The organism is Streptomyces sp. NPDC002784 (assembly GCF_053592135.1).
The window spans coordinates 180847-198864 of the sequence record NZ_JBSFVD010000010.1; the positions used below are offsets into that span (position 1 = coordinate 180847).

The 18018-nt window shown below is 69.5% G+C and carries 18 protein-coding genes, 1 other RNA gene and 2 pseudogenes; 7 read left to right on the forward strand and 14 right to left on the reverse strand.

Annotation, left to right across the window (positions count from 1 at the left end; genetic code table 11):
* Positions 1-60: 60 nt before the first annotated feature.
* Positions 61-546: pseudogene (locus ACWD1Z_RS19990) on the forward strand (Uma2 family endonuclease); the annotation flags it as partial.
* Positions 547-622: 76 nt separating this feature from the next.
* An RNA gene (gene rnpB / locus ACWD1Z_RS19995) (RNase P RNA component class A) lies at positions 623-1028 on the forward strand.
* 323 nt (positions 1029-1351) lie between these two features.
* On the opposite strand, the pseudogene ACWD1Z_RS20000 reads toward rnpB, so the two are convergent.
* From ACWD1Z_RS20000 to ACWD1Z_RS20055, 12 genes and pseudogenes are all read right to left on the reverse strand, one after another.
* A pseudogene (locus ACWD1Z_RS20000) lies at positions 1352-1638 on the reverse strand (hypothetical protein); the annotation flags it as partial.
* A gap of 136 nt (positions 1639-1774) precedes the next feature.
* On the reverse strand, positions 1775-2665 hold the full coding sequence (locus tag ACWD1Z_RS20005) for an aKG-HExxH-type peptide beta-hydroxylase (RefSeq protein WP_451120321.1): 891 nt from the start codon (positions 2663-2665) through the stop codon (positions 1775-1777).
* Positions 2666-2722: 57 nt separating this feature from the next.
* The gene (locus ACWD1Z_RS20010; protein ID WP_451120323.1) at positions 2723-2884 is read right to left on the reverse strand and encodes a hypothetical protein; all 162 of its coding nucleotides are present in this window, start codon (positions 2882-2884) and stop codon (positions 2723-2725) included.
* Between the two features lie 89 nt (positions 2885-2973).
* Positions 2974-3693: a 2OG-Fe(II) oxygenase gene (locus ACWD1Z_RS20015; RefSeq protein ID WP_451120325.1), complete on the reverse strand. Its 720-nt coding sequence runs from the start codon at positions 3691-3693 to the stop codon at positions 2974-2976.
* Positions 3690-5549, reverse strand: coding sequence for a radical SAM protein (locus ACWD1Z_RS20020; protein WP_451120326.1), 1860 nt, complete (start codon positions 5547-5549; stop codon positions 3690-3692). Before ACWD1Z_RS20020 ends, ACWD1Z_RS20015 begins: the two co-directional genes overlap by 4 nt.
* Before the next feature lie 30 nt (positions 5550-5579).
* A complete protein-coding gene (locus tag ACWD1Z_RS20025) occupies positions 5580-6446 on the reverse strand; it encodes a hypothetical protein (RefSeq protein ID WP_451120328.1) in 867 nt (288 codons plus the stop codon).
* Positions 6443-7366, reverse strand: a complete 924-nt coding sequence (locus ACWD1Z_RS20030) for an NAD(P)-dependent oxidoreductase (RefSeq protein WP_451120330.1) — start codon at positions 7364-7366, stop codon at positions 6443-6445. The genes ACWD1Z_RS20025 and ACWD1Z_RS20030 overlap by 4 nt, the downstream gene beginning before the upstream one ends.
* A complete protein-coding gene (locus ACWD1Z_RS20035; RefSeq protein ID WP_451120332.1) occupies positions 7363-8028 on the reverse strand; it encodes a TylF/MycF/NovP-related O-methyltransferase in 666 nt (221 codons plus the stop codon). The genes ACWD1Z_RS20030 and ACWD1Z_RS20035 overlap by 4 nt, the downstream gene beginning before the upstream one ends.
* Positions 8029-8033: 5 nt before the next feature.
* Positions 8034-8504, reverse strand: a complete 471-nt coding sequence (locus tag ACWD1Z_RS20040; protein ID WP_451120334.1) for an NUDIX domain-containing protein — start codon at positions 8502-8504, stop codon at positions 8034-8036.
* Positions 8495-9364 (reverse strand): isocitrate lyase/phosphoenolpyruvate mutase family protein, encoded by an 870-nt coding sequence (locus ACWD1Z_RS20045; protein ID WP_451120336.1) that lies wholly within the window; start codon positions 9362-9364, stop codon positions 8495-8497. The genes ACWD1Z_RS20040 and ACWD1Z_RS20045 overlap by 10 nt, the downstream gene beginning before the upstream one ends.
* Positions 9357-10043 carry a dTMP kinase gene (locus ACWD1Z_RS20050; RefSeq protein WP_451120337.1) on the reverse strand — a complete coding sequence of 229 codons (687 nt, stop codon included), beginning with the start codon at positions 10041-10043 and terminating at the stop codon, positions 9357-9359. The genes ACWD1Z_RS20045 and ACWD1Z_RS20050 overlap by 8 nt, the downstream gene beginning before the upstream one ends.
* Positions 10040-10801: a hypothetical protein gene (locus ACWD1Z_RS20055; RefSeq protein ID WP_451120338.1), complete on the reverse strand. Its 762-nt coding sequence runs from the start codon at positions 10799-10801 to the stop codon at positions 10040-10042. Before ACWD1Z_RS20055 ends, ACWD1Z_RS20050 begins: the two co-directional genes overlap by 4 nt.
* A gap of 307 nt (positions 10802-11108) precedes the next feature.
* On the opposite strand from ACWD1Z_RS20055, the gene ACWD1Z_RS20060 reads away from it, so the two are divergent.
* Genes ACWD1Z_RS20060 through ACWD1Z_RS20070 form a run of 3 tightly spaced genes read left to right on the forward strand, consistent with a single transcriptional unit; the run spans position 11109 to position 14068 of the window.
* The gene (locus ACWD1Z_RS20060; RefSeq protein WP_451120340.1) at positions 11109-12521 is read left to right on the forward strand and encodes a helix-turn-helix domain-containing protein; all 1413 of its coding nucleotides are present in this window, start codon (positions 11109-11111) and stop codon (positions 12519-12521) included.
* 59 nt (positions 12522-12580) lie between these two features.
* Entirely contained in the window at positions 12581-13582 is a 1002-nt protein-coding gene (locus tag ACWD1Z_RS20065; protein ID WP_451120341.1) for an asparaginase, read from the forward strand.
* 27 nt (positions 13583-13609) lie between these two features.
* Positions 13610-14068 (forward strand): PPC domain-containing DNA-binding protein, encoded by a 459-nt coding sequence (locus ACWD1Z_RS20070; protein WP_030745675.1) that lies wholly within the window; start codon positions 13610-13612, stop codon positions 14066-14068.
* Here ACWD1Z_RS20070 and ACWD1Z_RS20075 read toward each other — a convergent pair.
* Complete coding sequence (locus ACWD1Z_RS20075) at positions 14055-14678, reverse strand: nucleotidyltransferase domain-containing protein (RefSeq protein WP_451120344.1); 624 nt, start codon at positions 14676-14678, stop codon at positions 14055-14057. The genes ACWD1Z_RS20070 and ACWD1Z_RS20075 overlap by 14 nt on opposite strands.
* 323 nt (positions 14679-15001) lie before the next feature.
* Between ACWD1Z_RS20075 and ACWD1Z_RS20080 the strand changes: the two genes are divergently transcribed.
* Positions 15002-15490 carry an ATP-binding protein gene (locus ACWD1Z_RS20080; RefSeq protein ID WP_451120346.1) on the forward strand — a complete coding sequence of 163 codons (489 nt, stop codon included), beginning with the start codon at positions 15002-15004 and terminating at the stop codon, positions 15488-15490.
* A gap of 68 nt (positions 15491-15558) precedes the next feature.
* On the opposite strand, the gene ACWD1Z_RS20085 is transcribed toward ACWD1Z_RS20080, so the two are convergent.
* The gene (locus ACWD1Z_RS20085) at positions 15559-16431 is read right to left on the reverse strand and encodes a pyridoxamine 5'-phosphate oxidase family protein (protein WP_451120348.1); all 873 of its coding nucleotides are present in this window, start codon (positions 16429-16431) and stop codon (positions 15559-15561) included.
* Positions 16432-16731: 300 nt separating this feature from the next.
* Here ACWD1Z_RS20085 and ACWD1Z_RS20090 point away from each other — a divergent pair, with 300 nt between their 5' ends.
* Positions 16732-17898, forward strand: a complete 1167-nt coding sequence (locus ACWD1Z_RS20090) for a protein kinase domain-containing protein (RefSeq protein ID WP_451120349.1) — start codon at positions 16732-16734, stop codon at positions 17896-17898.
* Positions 17899-18018: the final 120 nt, after the last annotated feature.

Below are 18018 nucleotides of genomic sequence, written 5' to 3' on the forward strand. Positions count from 1 at the left end.
CGCTCGCGGGAGCCTTGTATGGGTGCCATGGCACTGGACCCGATCACTCAGAAGCTTCTGATGGACTGGTTCGTCGAGCTGGACGCCCTCGAGGGCCTACGGGTGGAGCTTATCGAGGGTGACGTTGTCGTGGCCCCGGTGCCGGACGGCCACCACGAGCACTGCACCAGTGAAATAGCGCGTCAAGTGCATGAGCACTCCTCAACCGAGACGCAGTTCTCCGGGGACAAAGGCCTAAAGCTGCGAAGCGCGGATGGCTGCCCACAGGATCACGTGATCCCGGACGGGACGTTCGCCCCCAAGGAACAACGGCTGTATCGGGGAGCCGACCCTTGGATGCCCTGCGAGGGAGTTGCGATGGTGTTGGAAGTGACGTTGGGAAGGCCGCGGACAGACCGCGAGCTCAAGCGCCGCTGCTACGCCCGGGGCGGTATCCCCCTCTACGTGCTGGTCGACCGCGAGACCAGGTGGACCACGCTGTTCGAGTCCCCGAAGGCGGACGACTACGAAGAGCTCCGCGCTGCCGCTTTCGGCAAACCGCTCCCCCTCCCCGCCCGTTCGCCTTCGACCTGGAGACGTCGGACTTCCTCTGAGCGCCTAGTACCATGGTCGACACGGCAGACGAGCCGGGCGGGCGGCCGCGTGGAGGTTCTTGGACCTCCCCGAGGAACGTCCGGGCTCCACAGGGCAGGGTGGTGGCTAACGGCCACCCGGGGTGACCCGCGGGACAGTGCCACAGAAAGCAAACCGCCGGGGACCGCAAGGCCCTCGGTAAGGGTGAAACGGTGGTGTAAGAGACCACCAGCGCCTGAGGCGACTCAGGCGGCTAGGTAAACCCCACCCGGAGCAAGGTCAAGAGGGGCCGCCTTTCGAGGTGACCCTGCGCGGACGTTCGAGGGCTGCCCGCCCGAGTCCGCGGGTAGACCGCACGAGGCCGGCGGCAACGCCGGCCCTAGATGGATGGCCGTCGCCGGGGGCTCCGCGAGGAACCCCCGGAACAGAACCCGGCGTACAGCCCGACTCGTCTGCCGCCACCTGCGGCTTTGCCGGGGAAAGGCCTCTGACCTGCGTCGGAGGCCCTTTCCGGTCTTTCGGGGGCTTGCCGCGTGAGGCGGCGGAAAGTCCCTCGGACAGCGCTGAAAGTCCCTGACAAATCCCAGAACTGGTTGCTCTGCCTCTCGCCGTTGATCTTGAAACGGCGAACAGTGTGCCGACTACCGGGACTCTGGAGAACGCCGAACTTGCGGGTACCTGGCTCGCACAGGTGGCACGATCCGGGGCGGCCTGGTCACGCATGGATAGCCGCAGCGTTCATGTGATGGACGACCTGCAACGACGGTCCGAATTCGAAGACGAGCTCCGGGAGGGTGACCTTGTTCAGCCGCTCGCCGTTGAAACGCAGGTCGGCACGCTCGAAGTCGATGAACGGAGTGACCTGCTGCAGGTAGCCGCTCAGGTTGCGGGCGATGTCCTCGTCGGCGAGGGGCGGTCGCTCCGAGGAGCGTCCCGACGGGTCACCGATGCCGAGGGGATCAGGTGATTCGCGCGTCCCTCGACCAGGGCGGCCTGCTCCTGGCCCAGATCCGCTGCATCGAGGATGTGCATGACACGGGTGACGGACTTGCTCGAACGGCTCACGGCGCCTATACGCTCCCGCGTCGGACAACTGGTCTAATACGTATGGGATTTGAAGGGGCGATTCTATTGATCAGGAACTCCGTTCGCATCCGTGTTACGGCGCCGTCAGGGGTGGGAGTGCTCGGATAGCCCCGGGTTACGCTGATTCGACGGCCTTGCTTACGGCATGGCTGACGCGATCACGGAGGGCGTCAGCGGAGATGTATGAGAGTGCCTCACCCAGCGATTCGAGTGTGGAGGCGAACTGGCTCTCCTGCTGTCGCAGATGCGCGTCGAGGAAGGGGACCACAGCACCCGTGGCGTCGCGGCAGGCCTGCCGTGCGTACAGCACGGTGAGGGAGAAGGCCCAGCAGGCGTGCAGGAAGCCGTATACGGGACGAGGAGTTCCCCGCCAGGGGGAGAAGAAGGTGACGTCGGCGGGGAGGCTCACGTCGTACGCGGCCAGGGCGTCGTTGAGCCAGCTGTGGGCGGCCTCGTGGATCAGGTCGCGGGCCAGGACCTCGGGGTGGCCGGTGTAGTCGGTGAAGACGGTGTCCGGGAGGCGGGTGAGGGCCCAGCTGTGGAGGGTCTCGTCGAGGCGGCGACGGTTGAGCAGGCAGATGACGGGGGCGTGCTGGGTGAGCAGGGTCCCGAAGCCGTGCTCGGTCGCGGAGGCGATGGCGGCATGAACGAGGCCAAGGGCCTCGGGCGGGGCGGGGCTGGTGTCGGGGCCGACGAGGTAGTACGCGGTTTCAGAGATCTCCGAGCGGAGCAGGTCCGGGGTGCGCGGGTTGAGCACGATGTGCGGGCCGGCCGACAGGTGGGTCAGGTCTCGCACCGTCGTACGGCGGTACCAGGCGAGGCGGTCCGCGTCCTGGGCGTGCGCCGCGTGTTCGGCGCCTTCGAGCAGGTGGTGGGCCACGGCGTAGTCGAGGGCGGACGAGCCGAGGCGGTTGCCGAGTACGGATGCGATACGGCTGGTCCGTAGACGCTGGTGTTCGGCGATGCCATCAAGGGCGACCAGGGCTTCCGGGGAGAGAGCGCTCATCTGGGGCTCCGGGGGTGGAACGGGGCCGGACCGGAACGGGCCCGGCCCCGTGGCGGGTCAGGACTCGGTGGTGGGCTCAGCGGCGTCGTGCTGCACCGTGGTGGCCAGCCAGGTCTCGGTGGCCGCGTTGGAGGTGTGCGCGGTGGTGCGCACGGGGTCGCTGTCGCGCAGGGTCGCGACTGCCTCCAGGAACTCGTCGAACGTCGTGTCTTCTGCCACTGCTCGCTCTCTCCTCTGATCGGGGCCGTGGGTTGGGGGAGGGTGGCTGCGGGGCGGGCCGCGGGGGCCGGTCATGGCGGCGAAGCCTCCTACTCGGAGACGAAGAGCGTGAGGAACTTGCGAACACGGCCGGCGCGGACAGGTTTGGTGCCATGGACGAGTTGACTGCCGAAGACCACGAGCGTGCCGGGAGCGGGTGCCACGCTCCATCGAGTGCGGGGCATGGTGCGGAACCAAGGGGAGGACATGTCCGTCCCGTCGTGTGCGAAGCGCATCCCCGGGGCGTAACCCGCTCCGGCCGGTGCCTCGTCGGCGGACCAGACAGCGTCGCTGCCAGTGGTCTCCACGTAGAATTCCCCGCCGGTGTCCTGGATGTCCGTGAGCGTGACCGTCGCGGCGGCGATCTGGCGGGGACGGGTGAGGGGATCGGGGGCGATACCGTCGGTATGTGCGGTGATGTACTGGCCAGCGCCGTATTCGAGGTAGATCCACGGCCGGTGGCCGGTGACCGACGGCAGCGTGCGCGTGATCGCGGCCATGTGGAGCTTCAGGGCCTGGTCGAGGAGGGTGGTCGCGTCGTATGGGATGTCGGTCATCTCGATCCGGCCGGCCGGCTCGTAGACGTCCTGCGCCTCGGCGGGGGAGCGACCGGGGATCTCGTGGATGGTGGTGCGGCGGGCCGTGCCGTACCGGTCGCGCCCGAGGGGGCCGAGCGTGTCGTCCATGACGAGGTTGAGTCGCTCGATCTCGTCCGGCTTGAGGAAGCCCTCCACAGTACGGATGGACAGAGTCTCGGCGATGTGGATCATTGCTCGCCTCCGCACGCGCAGGGGGTGGAGGGCGGGACAGAGGCGGCTTCGGCCAGGGCCACCGTGAGTACGTGCACCGCTTGGGCGAGGTCCTCGAAGTACTCGGCTGACGTGGTGCCGGCAGCGGGCACGAGATGGAGGTCGAGCGTCGGATAGATCCGGCCGGTGGTGCGGCACGTGAGTTCGCTGCGACCGAGGACCAGCGAACACGCCCCGGGCAGGGAGGACTCGGCTCGGCTGGCGGCACTGCACAGGCGCACCGCTGTACGCGCGTACTCGGCGCGGTCGCGCGGCAGGATGCCGACCGAGAGGAACCGGGGCTCGTCTCCGGGGAGGTCGGCGTAGGCGTGGCCCTGGCAGCTGTCATAGGTGACGGTGTTCCAGCCTGAGGTGAGCGCGTCGACGACCGGGCGGATGCCGGGCTCGATTCCCTCGTGCCACTGGGGATGGCGGGGGTCGAGATCGTCTGCCTCTTGCACGCCGGGGAGGCCGACCGTGTTGATGTTCCCGTTGGCGCTGACCTGGAGGCGCGCGGGCGAGCGGGGAACAGTGGGGTCGTCCCAGCGGGCCAGGAAGGTGGAGACGTGGTGCATGTTGTTGGGGCGGATGGGACGCCAGCGCAACCGGGAACATGAGGCACCGGGCGGGAGGTCTGGCTGGGCGAGGAGGGCGGCGACGCCGTCGATCAGGCGCATGCGGTGGTCGCAGTACGCGTCTTCGTCCCCCGCGGCGGCGAAGCGTAGGCGGACCGCCGGGCAGCCCGCGCCGCAGGTGTCGCGGTAGTCGCAGGTCGTGCACTTCGTGACCAGGGAGCGTGCCTGCTGAAGCAAGGGAGAGCCGCCCTGGGCCCTGGCCACGTCCGCCTCGGCGTGTACGTCGCCGAGCGCGGCGAGGCCAGCCTGCGGCCAGGGCAACTCGTCACAGCTTCCCAGGCGCTCATCGGGATAGAGGGTGAGGACGTGGTCGCACTTCAAGTCGGAGAAGTGGCAGGAACGGGTTTGTAGACCCCTCAGGCGGCGGATGACGGAGACGACGGGCTCCAGCTTGACGCGGTGGAACAGGCCGTCAGCGACCCAGTGGTGGGCGGCCTCCAACACGAAGTCGGCGTACTGACGAGGCGTGACGGCCCAGGCCGGACCGGTGGGGCCGATGGCCCGTCGCTGGAGTGCCCGGCTGGTCGGCGCACGGGATCCGACCACCGTGGTCGACCGGGTGACCGCCCCGTCGAAGCACGGCACCAGGCTGACCGTCGTCACAGCGGGAAAGGAAGCGAGGTGCTCCATGACCTCTGAGGCCCGGCCGAGGACGTATGGGGTGACGGCGCAGATGACACCGACGCGGCGTTCCCGACGGCCGAGGAGCTCCAGGGCTTCGATCACTCGGGGGTACGTGGGGCGGCCGTCGTATCCGACGCGCCAGGAGTTCCCGAGCGCGTCCCCGTCGAGGGATATGCCGATCTCCAGCTCCGGGCAGTGCCGCTCGAACAGGTCCAGCCAGGTGTCGTCGAGCTGGAGGCCGTTGGTCTGGAGGCTCACGCGGATTACGTTCGGCTGCGCGGCGAGCGCGTCCAGGATCTCCGCAATCCGCTCCGGGCCGGCGGTCAGTGGCTCCCCACCGTGGAGTTCGACGCTGAGCGGACGTCTGGGGAAGATCGAGCTGAGGCGGTGGACCTGTGCGGCGCTGATCCGGGCGCCGCCCGGCGACTCCTTGCGCTTCTCGAAGCAGTACAGGCAGTCGATGTCGCAGGTCTCCCCGCGGAGCTTGAGGATGACGGAGACCGCGGTGTTCGGACCGGTGCTCGGCAGCGGGGCGTAGAGCCTCTCCAGGTCGGTCGGGGCGGTGCGGGTGACGGGCATCAGAGGACTCCCGAGGAGGAGAGGCGCGGTCTACGCGCCATCGGTGGAGACTGTGGACAGCCACCCGAGAAGCTGTCCGCCGGTGATGGGGATGCGGACGTCGCCGCGGCGAAGGAACCACCCGTCGGCGTACCGCTGGGGTAGCCAGCCGGCGTCGGGGGCAGTCAGGGTGGGAGGCTTCTGCAGCGGGTCGTCGACGGGCCAGCAGTCCAGGAGCGCTCTGGCCACGCGTCGCTGAACCGGACGGAACCACTCCCACGTCTCCGCGGGGGCCGGGTGGATCGGCGGACCGAACGGAGCGCCGGCAAGCAGCGGCAGCCACTTGTCGCCCAGGACCGGATGACCGGCCGCCGCGCACTCGAGCGCGGTGAGGCAGATCTCCAGCTTCCGGCACACGACGTCGGCCGATTCGGCCAGGCCGTCCTCGACGAGGCCGGTCAGGTCCTCCGCGAAACTCGCCGCGACCTCGGCCTGGTCGGCGACCGCCCAGCGTCGGTAACCCTGGCGCTCCCCGGGATTGAGCACCGGATCCCAGCGTCCGGAGCCGTACGAGAGAGCGGTGCGCAGACACATGAGGTCGTGCATCGAGGCGCGTACCCGGCGGAACGATCCGAGGTCCTCGCGGCGGACGTCGAAGGAGCGGAGCAGGTGACGGAGTTCCTCCGCCCGCTGCGGCCCCGCCGCCTGGAGGTCGACACGGACGCCGTCCACGATGCGCGACTCCCACGCCGGAAGGGCGCCGTCCACGATGCCGCGCAGGTCGATGTCGCTCGCAGCGTGGGCGAAGCCGCAGGCGAGGGCTCCCTCCACCCAGACTTCGCGGGCCTCGCCGGACGCGATCAGCTCGTGGGCGACTCTGTCGGCGATCTCCCGGCGCAGTCGTGCCGATGGGTTCACCGGTGGCCTCCTTCGATCAGGATCTTGTCGTCAGCGGTGATCTCCTTGAGGAGAGTGATGGCCCATCGGTCGAGCGCGCCGCGCACGTCGGAGCGCTGGGCGCCGATGTGGGGCGAGGCCAGGAGGTTGAGCGGCGTCTTGGAGCCGGTGAGGAGCGGCAGGTGCTCCCGCTCGACCGGATCGAGGGCGAGGCCCGAGAGCCTCCCGTCCGCCAGTGCCCGCAGGCAGGCGGCGACGTCGAGGGTCTCCAGACGCCCTGCGCAGATCAGCAGAGGGCGCTGCGGAGCGACGCGTGCGAGGAAGTCCTCGCCGATGAGATGTGCGGTCGTGGGGCGCAGCGGCAGAGCGATCACGTGCACCTGCGACTGCTCCATGAGCGCTGTCTGCGGCAGCTCACGCAAACCGGGAGGGTTCGAGGGCCACGCGGCGAAGGCCGTGCGGTCCACGTAGGGAGCGAGGGCCGACTCGGCGGCCAGCCCCACCGGGCCCGCGCCCCAGATACCTGCGGCCAGGGTGCCGAGTGATGTTCCCATGCACGCATGCTTCTCGTGCTGGCCGAGCAGCAGCGCGTGCTGCCCCAAGGGGATCCGCCGGGCCAGGGCGAGGGCAGCGGCAAGGACCCACTCTCCCACGGCGCCTGCGCCGGCCTCGGCGTTGCGGTGCAGCGTGATGCCACGGCGTTGGAGGGCGCTTACGTCGATGTGGTCGATGCCGGAGCCGGTCCGTACGACGTGCCGCAGGCGGGGCAGTGCGTCGAGCTCCCGCTCGCCGAGTCGGACACCGGAACGCAGGACGACCACGGCCGTGTCGGCTGGCAGAGGCCAGTTCAGATCCAGTAAATCGTGCACGAGGATGTCGGGCAGCGCGCGGCGGATCGCACCCGCATCCGCCGCTCCGCGCACCACGAGGACTGCGCTCATCCGAGGGTCTCCGGCTTCTTGTACCGGCCGAAGGCGAGATCGCCCTCGCCGACGACGACGGTCACGGGCGACGGCGCGCCGAAGTACGCGTCGCAGGCGCGCTTCACCCCCGGGAGCCCGTCCCAGGCCCGTGGATTGACCGCCGTGTCCGCGTAGTCGTCGACGAGCAGCACGCCCGTCGGCATCAGGCGGGTGACGCAGTGCGTGAGTCCCGTGAGGGTCGAGTCGTAGAAGTCGCCGTCCAGGTAGGCGAACGCGATCTCGTCGGGCAGCTCCTTGGGAAGGGTCTCTTCGAACCATCCCGGGTGGATGACCGGCGCCGGCCTGCGCCAGGCCGCGTGCGTGGCTCGCACGTCGTCCGGGGATGACCGGAGCTCGCCCGCTGCCAGATGGTCCGAGTCCTCGGCGCCGGGCGCGGGCATGCCCTGGAAGGAGTCGTAGACGTGGATCTCGCGGTCGCGGTCGCCCAGCGAGTCGAGCACGCTACGGATCCAGAGGGCCATCGCGCCCCTGTAGCAGCCGAGTTCCACTACGGCGCCCGGCACGCCGCGGGCGGTCAGGTTGGCGAGCTCGTCGGCGATCACGCGGAGCCGGTCGGCACAGACCGTTCCGGAGTGCTCCCGCAGCAGCCACTCCCGCAGATCCTTCAACGTCGGATCCATGAAGGTCACCACCTGTCCACGAAGGGGTCGGCGAGTTCCCCGTTCAACGCCGCCGACAGCGGGCGGTTGATCCGGGGCAACAGGTACACGTCGCCCAGACGTTCCAGCGGAACCCACTCGAAGCCCACCTGGATGGCGTCGGGAGGTTCCGGCATGCGCGGCTCGGCGTCGTCCACCTGCTCGGCGAGGAAGTTGAACTGAACCTTCTGTACGTCCCCGAACTCGCCCTGCCACGACTCGGGGACGTACTCGACGACGCACAGCAGACGCCGGGCCGCGACCTGGAGGCCGGTCTCCTGCGCGACCTTGCGGTTCACGGCCTGGCGCAGGTCCTCGCCGACCTGGGCCTTGCCGCCGGGGAGGTTGTAGTGGAACCCGGCCTCGTCGTCGTACGACAGCAGCAGGACGGCGCCGTCGCGCACGATCGCCGCCTTCACGGAGACACTGATCCGAGGCAGTTCGGGCGTCAGAGGCACGACAGCGCCTCCGGTTCGCCGACGCGCATCAGGTCGCCGACTTCGGCGAGGGATCCCGCGACGGTGGAGCGGAAACTCCCTCCGCGCCGGAACTGACGGGCGGCGGTGCGCATGCCCGCGAGGGCGGCACGGCTGAGATGGTTCGCGTAGATGCAGAGGCTGAAGCCGGCCTCGCCGAGTTCGGCGGCGCTCAGGTCGGGGAACGCCGTGGGCACGCTGACCAGCGGCACGCCGTGGTTCCACGCACGTCCGATGGCCCGAGCCTGATTACCGGTCGCGTCCTTGGAGTGGATGAGGATCGCATCCGCTCCGGCCTCGGCGTACGCCTCGGCGCGGGCGATCGCCGTGGCCATGTCCTCGCCGGCGATCAGGGCCTCGGTGCGGGCCACGACCACGAGGCCGTCACCGGCGAGCTTCCGTATGCGTCCCACCTGCTCGCACAGCAGGTCCCGGTCGGCGAGGCTCTGGGCACGGTGGGCCGCGAAGCTGTTGCACTTCGGGTAGGCGCTGTCCTCGACACACACTGCCGCGGCTCCGGCGCGCATCAGGTCGTACGCGAACCGCTCCGCCGTGCGCCCCGAGCCGCCCGCGTTGTCGATGTCCACGATGACGGGCAGTTCGGTGACACGGCCGAGCGAGGCGACCACGTCGGACAGGTCCCGGGGGCCCAGGACGTTGGCGTCCGGTAGCCCGGAGGCCGCGGACACCTCCAGACCGCTCACCCACAGGGCGTCGAAGCCCGCTTCCGCCGCGACGTGCGCGGCGAGTGCGTTCACCGCACCGATTGCCAGGAGCGGGTGCTTCCGCTCACTGTCGTCGAGGGTCTCACGCAGACGCGTCGCCTTCGTGTCGTCAGCCATGGGTCTCTCCTCCTTCCGCGTGGGCGGCGAGCGACGGCACCAGCTGCCGTTCGCGCAGTACGTCCCAGGCGGCGAGCAGCACCTCGGAGCGGGGCCGGCGGGCGTCCAGGCGGACCACGTCGCCGAGGAGCGGGAACGCGTCGGGCTTCGTGACCACGGCCTCGTAGGTCTCGCGAACCCGGCTCTGGACGGCGTGCACGTCCCAGTCGGCCCGGACGGCGTCACCCTGGCGGGCCTGCGCCCGGTTCATCGAGGCGTCGGTCTCCAGGTCCAGGACGAGCGTGAGATCGGGGGCCACGGTGAGGTGCGCGGCCAGCGTCTCGTAGGTCTCCGACGCCCTCATGCCGTGCTTCACGGCGAAGAAGGCCAGCTCGCTGAGCAGCCAGCGATCCGCGATCACGGGCCGGGCCGGTCGCTGCATGAGCACGAGGCGATCCAGCGTGGCCCGCTTGTCCGCCGCGATCGCGGACAGGTAGGCGTCACGGTTCCCGGCGTTCGGCTGGTACTTGCCGCTGACGATGGCACCGGCCTGGTCGGCCGCGAGGAAGTTGGTGGTGAGCACGCACAGCGGGGTGACCCCGTAGAGCCCCTCCCAGAGCCGGAACAGGCCCTTGCGCAGCGTCGTCTTGCCGGTGCCGTCGAGCCCCTCGATGACGATGAACGGATAACGGTGGTTCATTCGACCTGCCCCGCCCCCGTGCCGCCGTCGTACTTGGTGAAGCGACCCCGCCAGCGGGCCGTGGTGGACACCAGGTCCACCAGCCGCAGCTCCGCCAACTCGTCGATGAGGCGGGGTAGGTCGGGCTCGTCGCAGATGCCGGCCTCGATGGCCCAGCAGTACGTGGCGCGGAGGGCCGGGTCGTCGACGGAGTTACGCAGCGCTGCCTCCAGCACCCGCGTGGCCATGCCGTGGGCCACGACGCTGACCGCGGTGCCCAGGGCATGCTCATGGAGCGGGCCCGGGTGCGGCTCCAGCGTGATGTGGTGCACCCCGCGGTGGCGGATGACCGCGAAGAAGCCCACCCACCACGCGGTGGCGGCGCTGACGGCGGTCACGGCGTCGGACCAGGCCGCCCCGGGCTGCTCCGCGAGGAGGCTCTGGGCAGCGGTGTCGGCGGCGCGGTGAAGCGCCCCGCGCCGGTTCTGCAACTCAGCCCCGTGCCGCTGGGGCAGGTCCCACCAAAAGCCGAGCCCGGCGTCCTCCAGCAGCGCCATCGCGGACTCGTCGCCTGCCGGCAGCGGAGACGGGCGTTGGGCCAGCACGGAGACATCGGCGCCCGGCACGTCCGGCAGCGCCTTCTCCTCGGCGACCGCAGCCCGCCATTCGTCGAGATGAAGATGAAGACGCTGGGTCAGTAGCCCGTCCGCCAGCGTCTGCCAGGCATGGGCGAGAGGCGGCGAACCAGGGGGCCGGGGTGGCAGGCTCAAGGAGGTCACAGGTCGGATCCTCACGTCCGGGGGAGTCGCGGCACGCGGCTCCGGTCGGTGTTGCTCCACCACGATGGCCGCCACGAAGGCCCACGCCTATGAGTGTTTATGAGTCCCATCAGCGGAACGTGTCCGGGTGATCGCAGAGCGAGGGAGAATGCCGACCATGGTCGACAGCGGACAGCGGCGGTGCCCGCGCTGCGGTGCCCTTCTCAGTCGCTTCAACGCCGGTACCCGATGCGCCTCGTGCCAGGGCGGGCCGTCCGCGCGACGGGCCGACCCTGCCTTCTGGCGTGATCCGACGGTCCGGCGAGCCGTGGCCGCATGGGAACTCGGTACCGTGGTCAAGCTGTTCAGGAAGCACACGGGCCTCTCCCAGGCCGGCGTGGCGCGGATGGTTAGCATCGACCAGGCCGAGGTCAGCAGACTGGAGCGAGGGCTCAAACAGATCCGCGACCGACGGCAGTTCGTCCAGTGGACCGATGCGCTGGGAGTCCCGGAGGAACTGCTCGGACTCCTGCCCACGGCCGATCTGCACACCCCGGACTCCACGGGACGACAGGGAACGGGGGACACCGGAGCCCGTGAGTACGCGGCGCTGCCCGAGGGGCCGGGCCAGCTTCTGTTACCCGCCGGCCGGTCCGTCTCGACGACGGCGCTTCCCGTGCTGACGCTTCCCGCGGCCTCCTTTCTCGGGGATAGCTTGAGACTCGACTCCCGCCCGGAGCTGGATGCCTGGCGCAGCATGCCGATGCGCGCGCTCGTCGTCGCGAACCGCACGGTGGACGGGGCGGTCCGGCAGTTCGTCACGGACGCCCGACCGAGCGGCGTACGCGCCACCGCCTCCGACCCGGTCGACATCCCCGCCGCGTACGAACTGGACGATCTGACCTACGGCATCCTGTGGGCCGTGTCTGGGTTCGAGGCGGCACTCCTCGGCGATGACCAAGTCCTGTACAACTCGCTGGCGTCGCTCACCGCTTCCCCAGACTCGCCTCTCGCCCCCGACCGCGGCCTGACCGAAGTCTCCCGGATGCTGATCGGCTCGGAGACTGCGGCCCGGTACATCTTGGGTTACCGTGACCACCTGGGCGACGCGCCCGTCTTCTGGACCAGGGAACAGCGCGGTGAGGAAGCCGCCACCTGGCTGTTCTTCCGGCACAAGTACCAGTACTTGGAACGAATGGCGCCCAGACGTCCGGGTGGTACCAGCGGCCGGGGGTTCTGCGTCCCCGAGACCGCTGTCGCATCCTCGCCCGCGTACGAGCGCGTTCTGCTCCTCCTCGCCATCGCGCTCATGGAGTCCTTCGGCATCCGCACATGGGTGACCGACGACGGAGGCTTCGCTCACACCGACGGCTTTGCCCTCTCCCCGGGGCGCCGGGCTGTCATCGCCTCTTGGGTACGGACCGAGGGGGCCTCCCACCTCGCGGTCACCGCGCGGCCGGGAGCCCTGCGGACTTTCGCCGATGTGACGGGCCATGTCAGCCACCACTCGGCCACGGCGGCCGAACAGGCCGGACAGCGCCTGGCGGCGACCGCAAAATACCTCGGCCTTGACGCCGCCTGGCTCGGGCGACGATGCGCCCAGTTGTCGGCGGCCGGTACGGTGCGGCTGGCCCGGCCGCGCAGCCGGTTGCTCGGCCTAGAAGGGTTGGAGGCCGCCTGCCGGTTCGTGGCCGAGCAGCTGGTGATCATTCCGCGTACCCGGACGGCGCCGACCCGATAGCCTGCGTAAACCACTCGTGAGGCCGGGCTCGGCGGCATCCGGACAGGGGAGCAGGGGATATGACGGAGTCGGTTAGGAACGTGGCGGTCTTCTCCCTCGGCGGCACGATCGCCATGACCACGGATCCCACCACCGGCGGCGTCGTACCCGCGCTCTCGGCCCACGAACTCCTCGCCGCGGTGCCCGCCCTGGCCACGAGCGGCATCGGCCTCAAGGTGCGGGACTTCCGACGTCTGCCCGGCGCCTCCCTGACCTTCGAGGACCTCACCGCACTGTCGGCCGCGATCGCGGCGGAGCTGGAGACCGGAGACGTCGACGGCGTCGTCGTCACCCAGGGCACCGACACCATCGAGGAGACCGCCTTCCTCCTCGACCTCCACCACGGCCACGAGCAGCCGGTCGTCGTCACCGGCGCGATGCGCAACCCCACGCTGCCCGGCGCCGACGGTCCGGCCAACCTCCACGCCGCCGTCCTGACCGCAGCCGACCCCGGACTCGCCGGCGCTGGCTGCCTCGTCGTACTCGGCGACGAGATCCACTCGGCACGGACGGTCCGCAAGTCCCACACCACCAGCCCCGCCGCCTTCACCTCACCGGCGTGCGGCCCTATCGCGCGAATCGCCGAGAACCGGGTGCGGATGGTGGGCGGGCTGCCGCGCCGCGGACCAGTGGTCGACGCCCCTGACCGCGAGGCGCGCGTCGGGCTCTACACCGTCACCCTCGGCGACGACGGCACCCTGCTCGACCTGTGGGACGGCAACTGCGACGGACTCGTGGTCGCGGCCTTCGGCGTCGGCCACGTCCCGGAGCGCCTCGTCGAGGGACTCACCAAGCTCGCGTCCCGCATCCCCGTGGTTCTTGCCTCCCGCATCGGGAACGGCCCCGTCCTGTCCGACACTTACGGCTTCCCCGGCTCCGAGAAGGACCTCCTCGGACGAGGACTCATCGGCGCCGGAGACCTCAGCCCGTACCAGGCGCGGCTCCTCCTACACGCTCTGCTTGCCCAGGGCGCCGACGGGGCGACGGTTCGCGAGACCTTCACCACCGCTTCCGCCCGCTGATCCCACGTCATCAGGAGACACCCGCACATGCGTGCTCACGAGCTGACCGTCGGCCGTACTTTCGGCGTCACCTTCGACCACGGGGAGGACTTCTTCGAGGCGCTGTCCACCTTCTGCCGGGACAACGGCGTACGGCAGGGTTACATCCCCTCGTTCATCGGAGCCTTCGCGGAGGCCGAGATCGTGGGTGCCTGCGAGAAGCTCGCGGACCCGGATGCACCGGTCTGGGCGAAGACGTACGTCACCAATGTCGAGGCGTTCGGCGCCGGCACCCTGGCCCATGACCCGGCCACCGGCGGGATACTCCCGCACATCCATGTTTCCGCCGGCCTTAAGGCCCAGTCTGCCGACGGCAGGACGAGCCACCTCCTCAGTGCCAAGGTCCAGTTCCTCAGCGAGCTGATGGTCGTGGAGGTCACGTCGCCCACGATGACCCGGCCCCGGAACCCCGACCTCTACGACGTTCCGCTGCTCACGTTCGGCTGACCGGCAGGAGTCGGCGGAGCCAGTGATGGGTGGGCGCGATCACGGTGATCGCGTTCGCCAGCCAGGCGCGTGCCGGAGCGTCGAGCAGCGGCAGCACAGCTTCGAAGTCGGTCTCGTCCTTGTCCCGGGTCGCCTTGGCCTTGTAGAAGAGCTGGACCTCGGGCGCGAGATACGGGATGCCCGTCTCGGTCGTGCGTCCGAGCTGGTCGATCGGGAGGCGGATCGCCGGGTCGCGCCGCGAGACCCACTGGGTTCCCTCGGCCTCGTCCAGCATGAGCTGCACCGACCAGGGTGCCTTGGGTGTGCGGCGGCACCAGATGTCGTGGAGCGGCGGATGAAGGACCTCTCCACGACGCCACGGTCGAAGCTGTCCCTGGCCGGGCGGGTCCGCCACGTACAGGTCCCAGTCGGCCAGCAGTTCACGTATGAGGGCCTGGTCGCGCCGGAGGACGAGGACGTCGAGATCGCCGTGTGCGCGCAGCTCGCGGCCGACCGCGAGTTCGATCGCGTAGCCACCGGCGATCCACCACGGGAAGTCCGCCTTGGCGAAGACTTCGGCCACATCCTCGGGACGTTCCGGTACCCAGCGTCCCACCACGTCAGCACTCACCCGCCCATACTCCCAGTGACTGGGCGGGCGGAAACGAAGGCCGGCGGCGGGTCGCCGGTCTCGCTGGAGCGCCCTGCCGCTCGCCCCCTGCGCTCATAAACGCCCATGAGCATCAGGGGCACCGGCGGCCATCGTTGAGCGCGTGACTCGCGACCGACCTCGTGGCCGGTGCTTGAGCCACGGTCCTCCCGGGGCCGCACGCCCGGAGCCGGGTGTTTCTTGCGGCCGTACGCCTCTCAGCGGTGTACCTGCCGCGCTTCCGCGACCACGTCGCAGCCCCGGGAGACGGTCACCGACGTCACCCATAGGAGGTCCGCCGCCCGATGATCAGCGCGTCGTCCGTCGCTCTCGGCCTCGTGTACCGCTGGACCGACCACACCACTAACCCGACCGGCGAAGCCCGCGCGGTTCTGCGACGTGTCCTTAAGGACCTGGGCCTGCCAGGAGACGTCATCAGCGACGGAGTCCTGGCCGTCTCGGAGCTCGTGGCGAACGCGCACGAGCACGCGCGCGGCCCGTACGAGGTGTACCTGCGCCGGGCTGCCGGGAGGTACATCTGTGAGATCCACGACGGGGATCCTGTCGTCCCCGCTGACTTCTACCCGGCTGCCGCGCCCTCGCGGGAAGCCGCCACGCCGGAGAACGGAAGTGGACTGCTCACTGAGAGCGGACGGGGCCTGCGCATCGTGAACGAGTTGGCTCAGGGACAGTGGGGGTTCCACGTGACGGACCGCGGGACCAAAGCCGCATGGGTCGTGCTGGCCACGGCTTCTGGGTCAGTGGCAACTCGTGGCAGTGGCAGCCAGACCTGATGGAGCGAGCTGCCCTGGCCACATCCGCGCCGCCAACGGCTACTACGGTTTAGAAAGCAGCTTGTCCCCTACGCTGCGGCGTTCGCGACCTTGGGCTTGGGCACATCGACATGGCCCAGGGCTCGGTCGATCGTGATCTCGATGACCACACGTTCCGGGTCCGGAGCCGGCGTTCGCCCGTACCGCTTTCCGTAACGCCTCACAGCGTCGTCCACCGTGACCGCGTCTGTGCGCACTTCGGCCGTGCCCTCCAGCGTCGCCCAGTGTCCTCCGTCCACTTGGCATACGCCGACCCGCGCTGTACCGGGGAGCGCTGCCTGCATGTTGGCGACTTTTCTGCTCGATTTGCGAGTGGTAACCCGAGCGATACCGGCATCGGCGTCCACAGTGACCCCGACGGGCACGACATGTGGGCGGGCGTCTGGCCGGAGCGGAGTGCACAGGTGGTACTCATTCCACAACTCCAGGTAGTCGGTTCCCTTGCGGCGTATCTCGGCATGCATGTCCAGGTCGGCTGCCGAGGCGATACGGAGCTCCAGGTCACCAGCCCCGAGGTGGCCGATACCGCGCATGTCGCGCGAGAAGCCCTCCTTGAGTTCAACCGTCTCCGGGTCGACCTTGAGGTAGACCAGGATCACCTCGTGCTTCGGGCGGAAGATGACGGAGGCGACGGTCACCATCCGGCGGTAGGCGATGTAGTGCCGAAGCTGAGCCACCTCGACCTCGCCGCAGGCGGTCAGGGCCTCGTCCAGCTCGGCGTACAGGTCCTGCATACAAGCCGGAGCCGCGCCCGGGAGTGCCTGGACCGAACCGACGCCGGCACCGGCCGCCGCCTCCCTCGGCAGACTCTGCCGCCGAGCCGGAACGGGGCTGAGAGACCCAGATGCGGACTCGATCAGCAGCAGGCACAGCAGCCCTCCATCGAAGACGCGGTAGCGCACCAGGTCGACCCGTTCATGACTCGATCCTCTCAGGGACTCGAGCCTCCATCTGCCCCGGAGCGGTTCACTCCATGACGGCTCCTCACGCCGGTCGGCCCCTCGTTTGAGCGTGCCACACGACCCGCACGGGTGCGCGGCTACGAGCGGACTGTCCAGGGTGAGCGAAGCCCAGCGCGTAGCGCCGCGCGTGGAAACAAGGGATCCCCTGTACATCGGACAGACAACGACTACGCTCGATTACTCTTGATCGGCGCCCTGTCGCCAATGGTCGGCGCGGGGGCAAGGAGTGCTGAGTAGCAAATGGTGGGGATGCCCGAGCGGATCGGTCGGTACACCGTGGCCAAGGAGCTGGGCTCGGGCGGCATGGGAGAGGTGTATCTCGCGTACACCCCCGGTGGTGATCCGGTCGCGGTGAAGCGGATCCGGAGCGACAAGCTGGATCCCCTCATGCGGGCGCGATTCGAGAAGGAAGCGCTGATCGCGCGGACCGTGATCGGTACGAACAGGGTGGCGCGGTTCCTGGACGCCGATCCGTTCGCCGACCGGCCGTGGCTGGCCATGGAATACGTGGCCGGGCGCACGCTTCTTGCGTGTGTCGACGACGACGGCGTCCTTCCCACGTCGCTGGTCGCCAGTCTTGGTGCGCTGCTTGCCGAGGGGCTGAGTGCTGTGCATTCTGCTGGACTGCTGCACCGGGATCTGAAGCCCCAGAACGTTGTCATGGGCAAGGACGGCCCCGTGATCATCGACTTCGGGCTCGGCGCGTTCATGGACGCCGCGACGGAGTCGCTGTCGCACAGCGGGATGATCATCGGGACCGTGCGTTGTATGCCGCCGGAGCAGGCGAGCGGGCAGCCGAAGGTGACGCCTGCCGCGGACGTGTACGCGCTGGGCACGGTGCTGTTGTACGCGGCGGCCCGGCACTATCCGTACGATGGCGCGGCGTGGGAAGCCGTCGCCGTGCAGGTGGCGAACCCTGCCATCGGGCCGGATCTGAGTGGTGTACCGGATGCGATCAAGCCGTTGATCGCATCGATGCTGGCCCATGCCCCGGAGGAGCGGCCGACGCTCGCGGCCGTGGCCGACGGGTGTGGGCAGCTGCTGAAGTCAGCCGGGCTGCCCCCGGCTGACGCGCGGCTTCGGTTGATCGCGCGTACGACCGCGGGTGGCACCCCTGACGCGGCCAAGGAGCCGTTGTCTCCGTCTTTCGAGAAGCTGCTTGAAGCGCAGGGCAGGATCGTGGAGATCTCTGGTCCCGACTCGCCCCTCGACGGTCTGAGGACGGCTGCAAATGCTGATGCTGTTGAGGCGGATGCGGAGCAGAGCGTCACTCCAGGGGAGCCCGCCGGGCCGGTCTCGGATGCACCTGCGGAGCCGAAGCCTCGGTCTAAGGCCGGGCGGCCGCCTGCCTCGAAACGGGTCGCGGACGAGCTGCGGGCGGAGTACGCGGTTGATACCGCACTGTGACGGTCGAACCGTCCGTGGCTGGTGAGAAGCTTGGCGGGCACGCGTGTGGAGTGGCCTGGGGCTGTCCATACGTCGCGTGACCGGCGAACGGCGTGGGGTGCGCCGTAGGTTGAGGGATCG

Excerpts from the sequence above, each read along its gene's own strand:
- ACWD1Z_RS20030 (WP_451120330.1), bottom strand. The coding sequence starts at position 7,366 with ATGAGCGCAGTCCTCGTGGTGCGCGGAGCGGCGGATGCGGGTGCGATC.
- ACWD1Z_RS20070 (WP_030745675.1), top strand. The coding sequence starts at position 13,610 with ATGCGTGCTCACGAGCTGACCGTCGGCCGTACTTTCGGCGTCACCTTC.
- ACWD1Z_RS20045 (WP_451120336.1), bottom strand. The coding sequence starts at position 9,364 with ATGGCTGACGACACGAAGGCGACGCGTCTGCGTGAGACCCTCGACGAC.
- ACWD1Z_RS20035 (WP_451120332.1), bottom strand. The coding sequence starts at position 8,028 with ATGGATCCGACGTTGAAGGATCTGCGGGAGTGGCTGCTGCGGGAGCAC.
- ACWD1Z_RS20080 (WP_451120346.1), top strand. The coding sequence starts at position 15,002 with ATGATCAGCGCGTCGTCCGTCGCTCTCGGCCTCGTGTACCGCTGGACC.
- ACWD1Z_RS20015 (WP_451120325.1), bottom strand. The coding sequence starts at position 3,693 with ATGATCCACATCGCCGAGACTCTGTCCATCCGTACTGTGGAGGGCTTC.
- ACWD1Z_RS20020 (WP_451120326.1), bottom strand. The coding sequence starts at position 5,549 with ATGCCCGTCACCCGCACCGCCCCGACCGACCTGGAGAGGCTCTACGCC.
- ACWD1Z_RS20005 (WP_451120321.1), bottom strand. The coding sequence starts at position 2,665 with ATGAGCGCTCTCTCCCCGGAAGCCCTGGTCGCCCTTGATGGCATCGCC.
- ACWD1Z_RS20065 (WP_451120341.1), top strand. The coding sequence starts at position 12,581 with ATGACGGAGTCGGTTAGGAACGTGGCGGTCTTCTCCCTCGGCGGCACG.
- ACWD1Z_RS20090 (WP_451120349.1), top strand. The coding sequence starts at position 16,732 with ATGGTGGGGATGCCCGAGCGGATCGGTCGGTACACCGTGGCCAAGGAG.
- ACWD1Z_RS20050 (WP_451120337.1), bottom strand. The coding sequence starts at position 10,043 with ATGAACCACCGTTATCCGTTCATCGTCATCGAGGGGCTCGACGGCACC.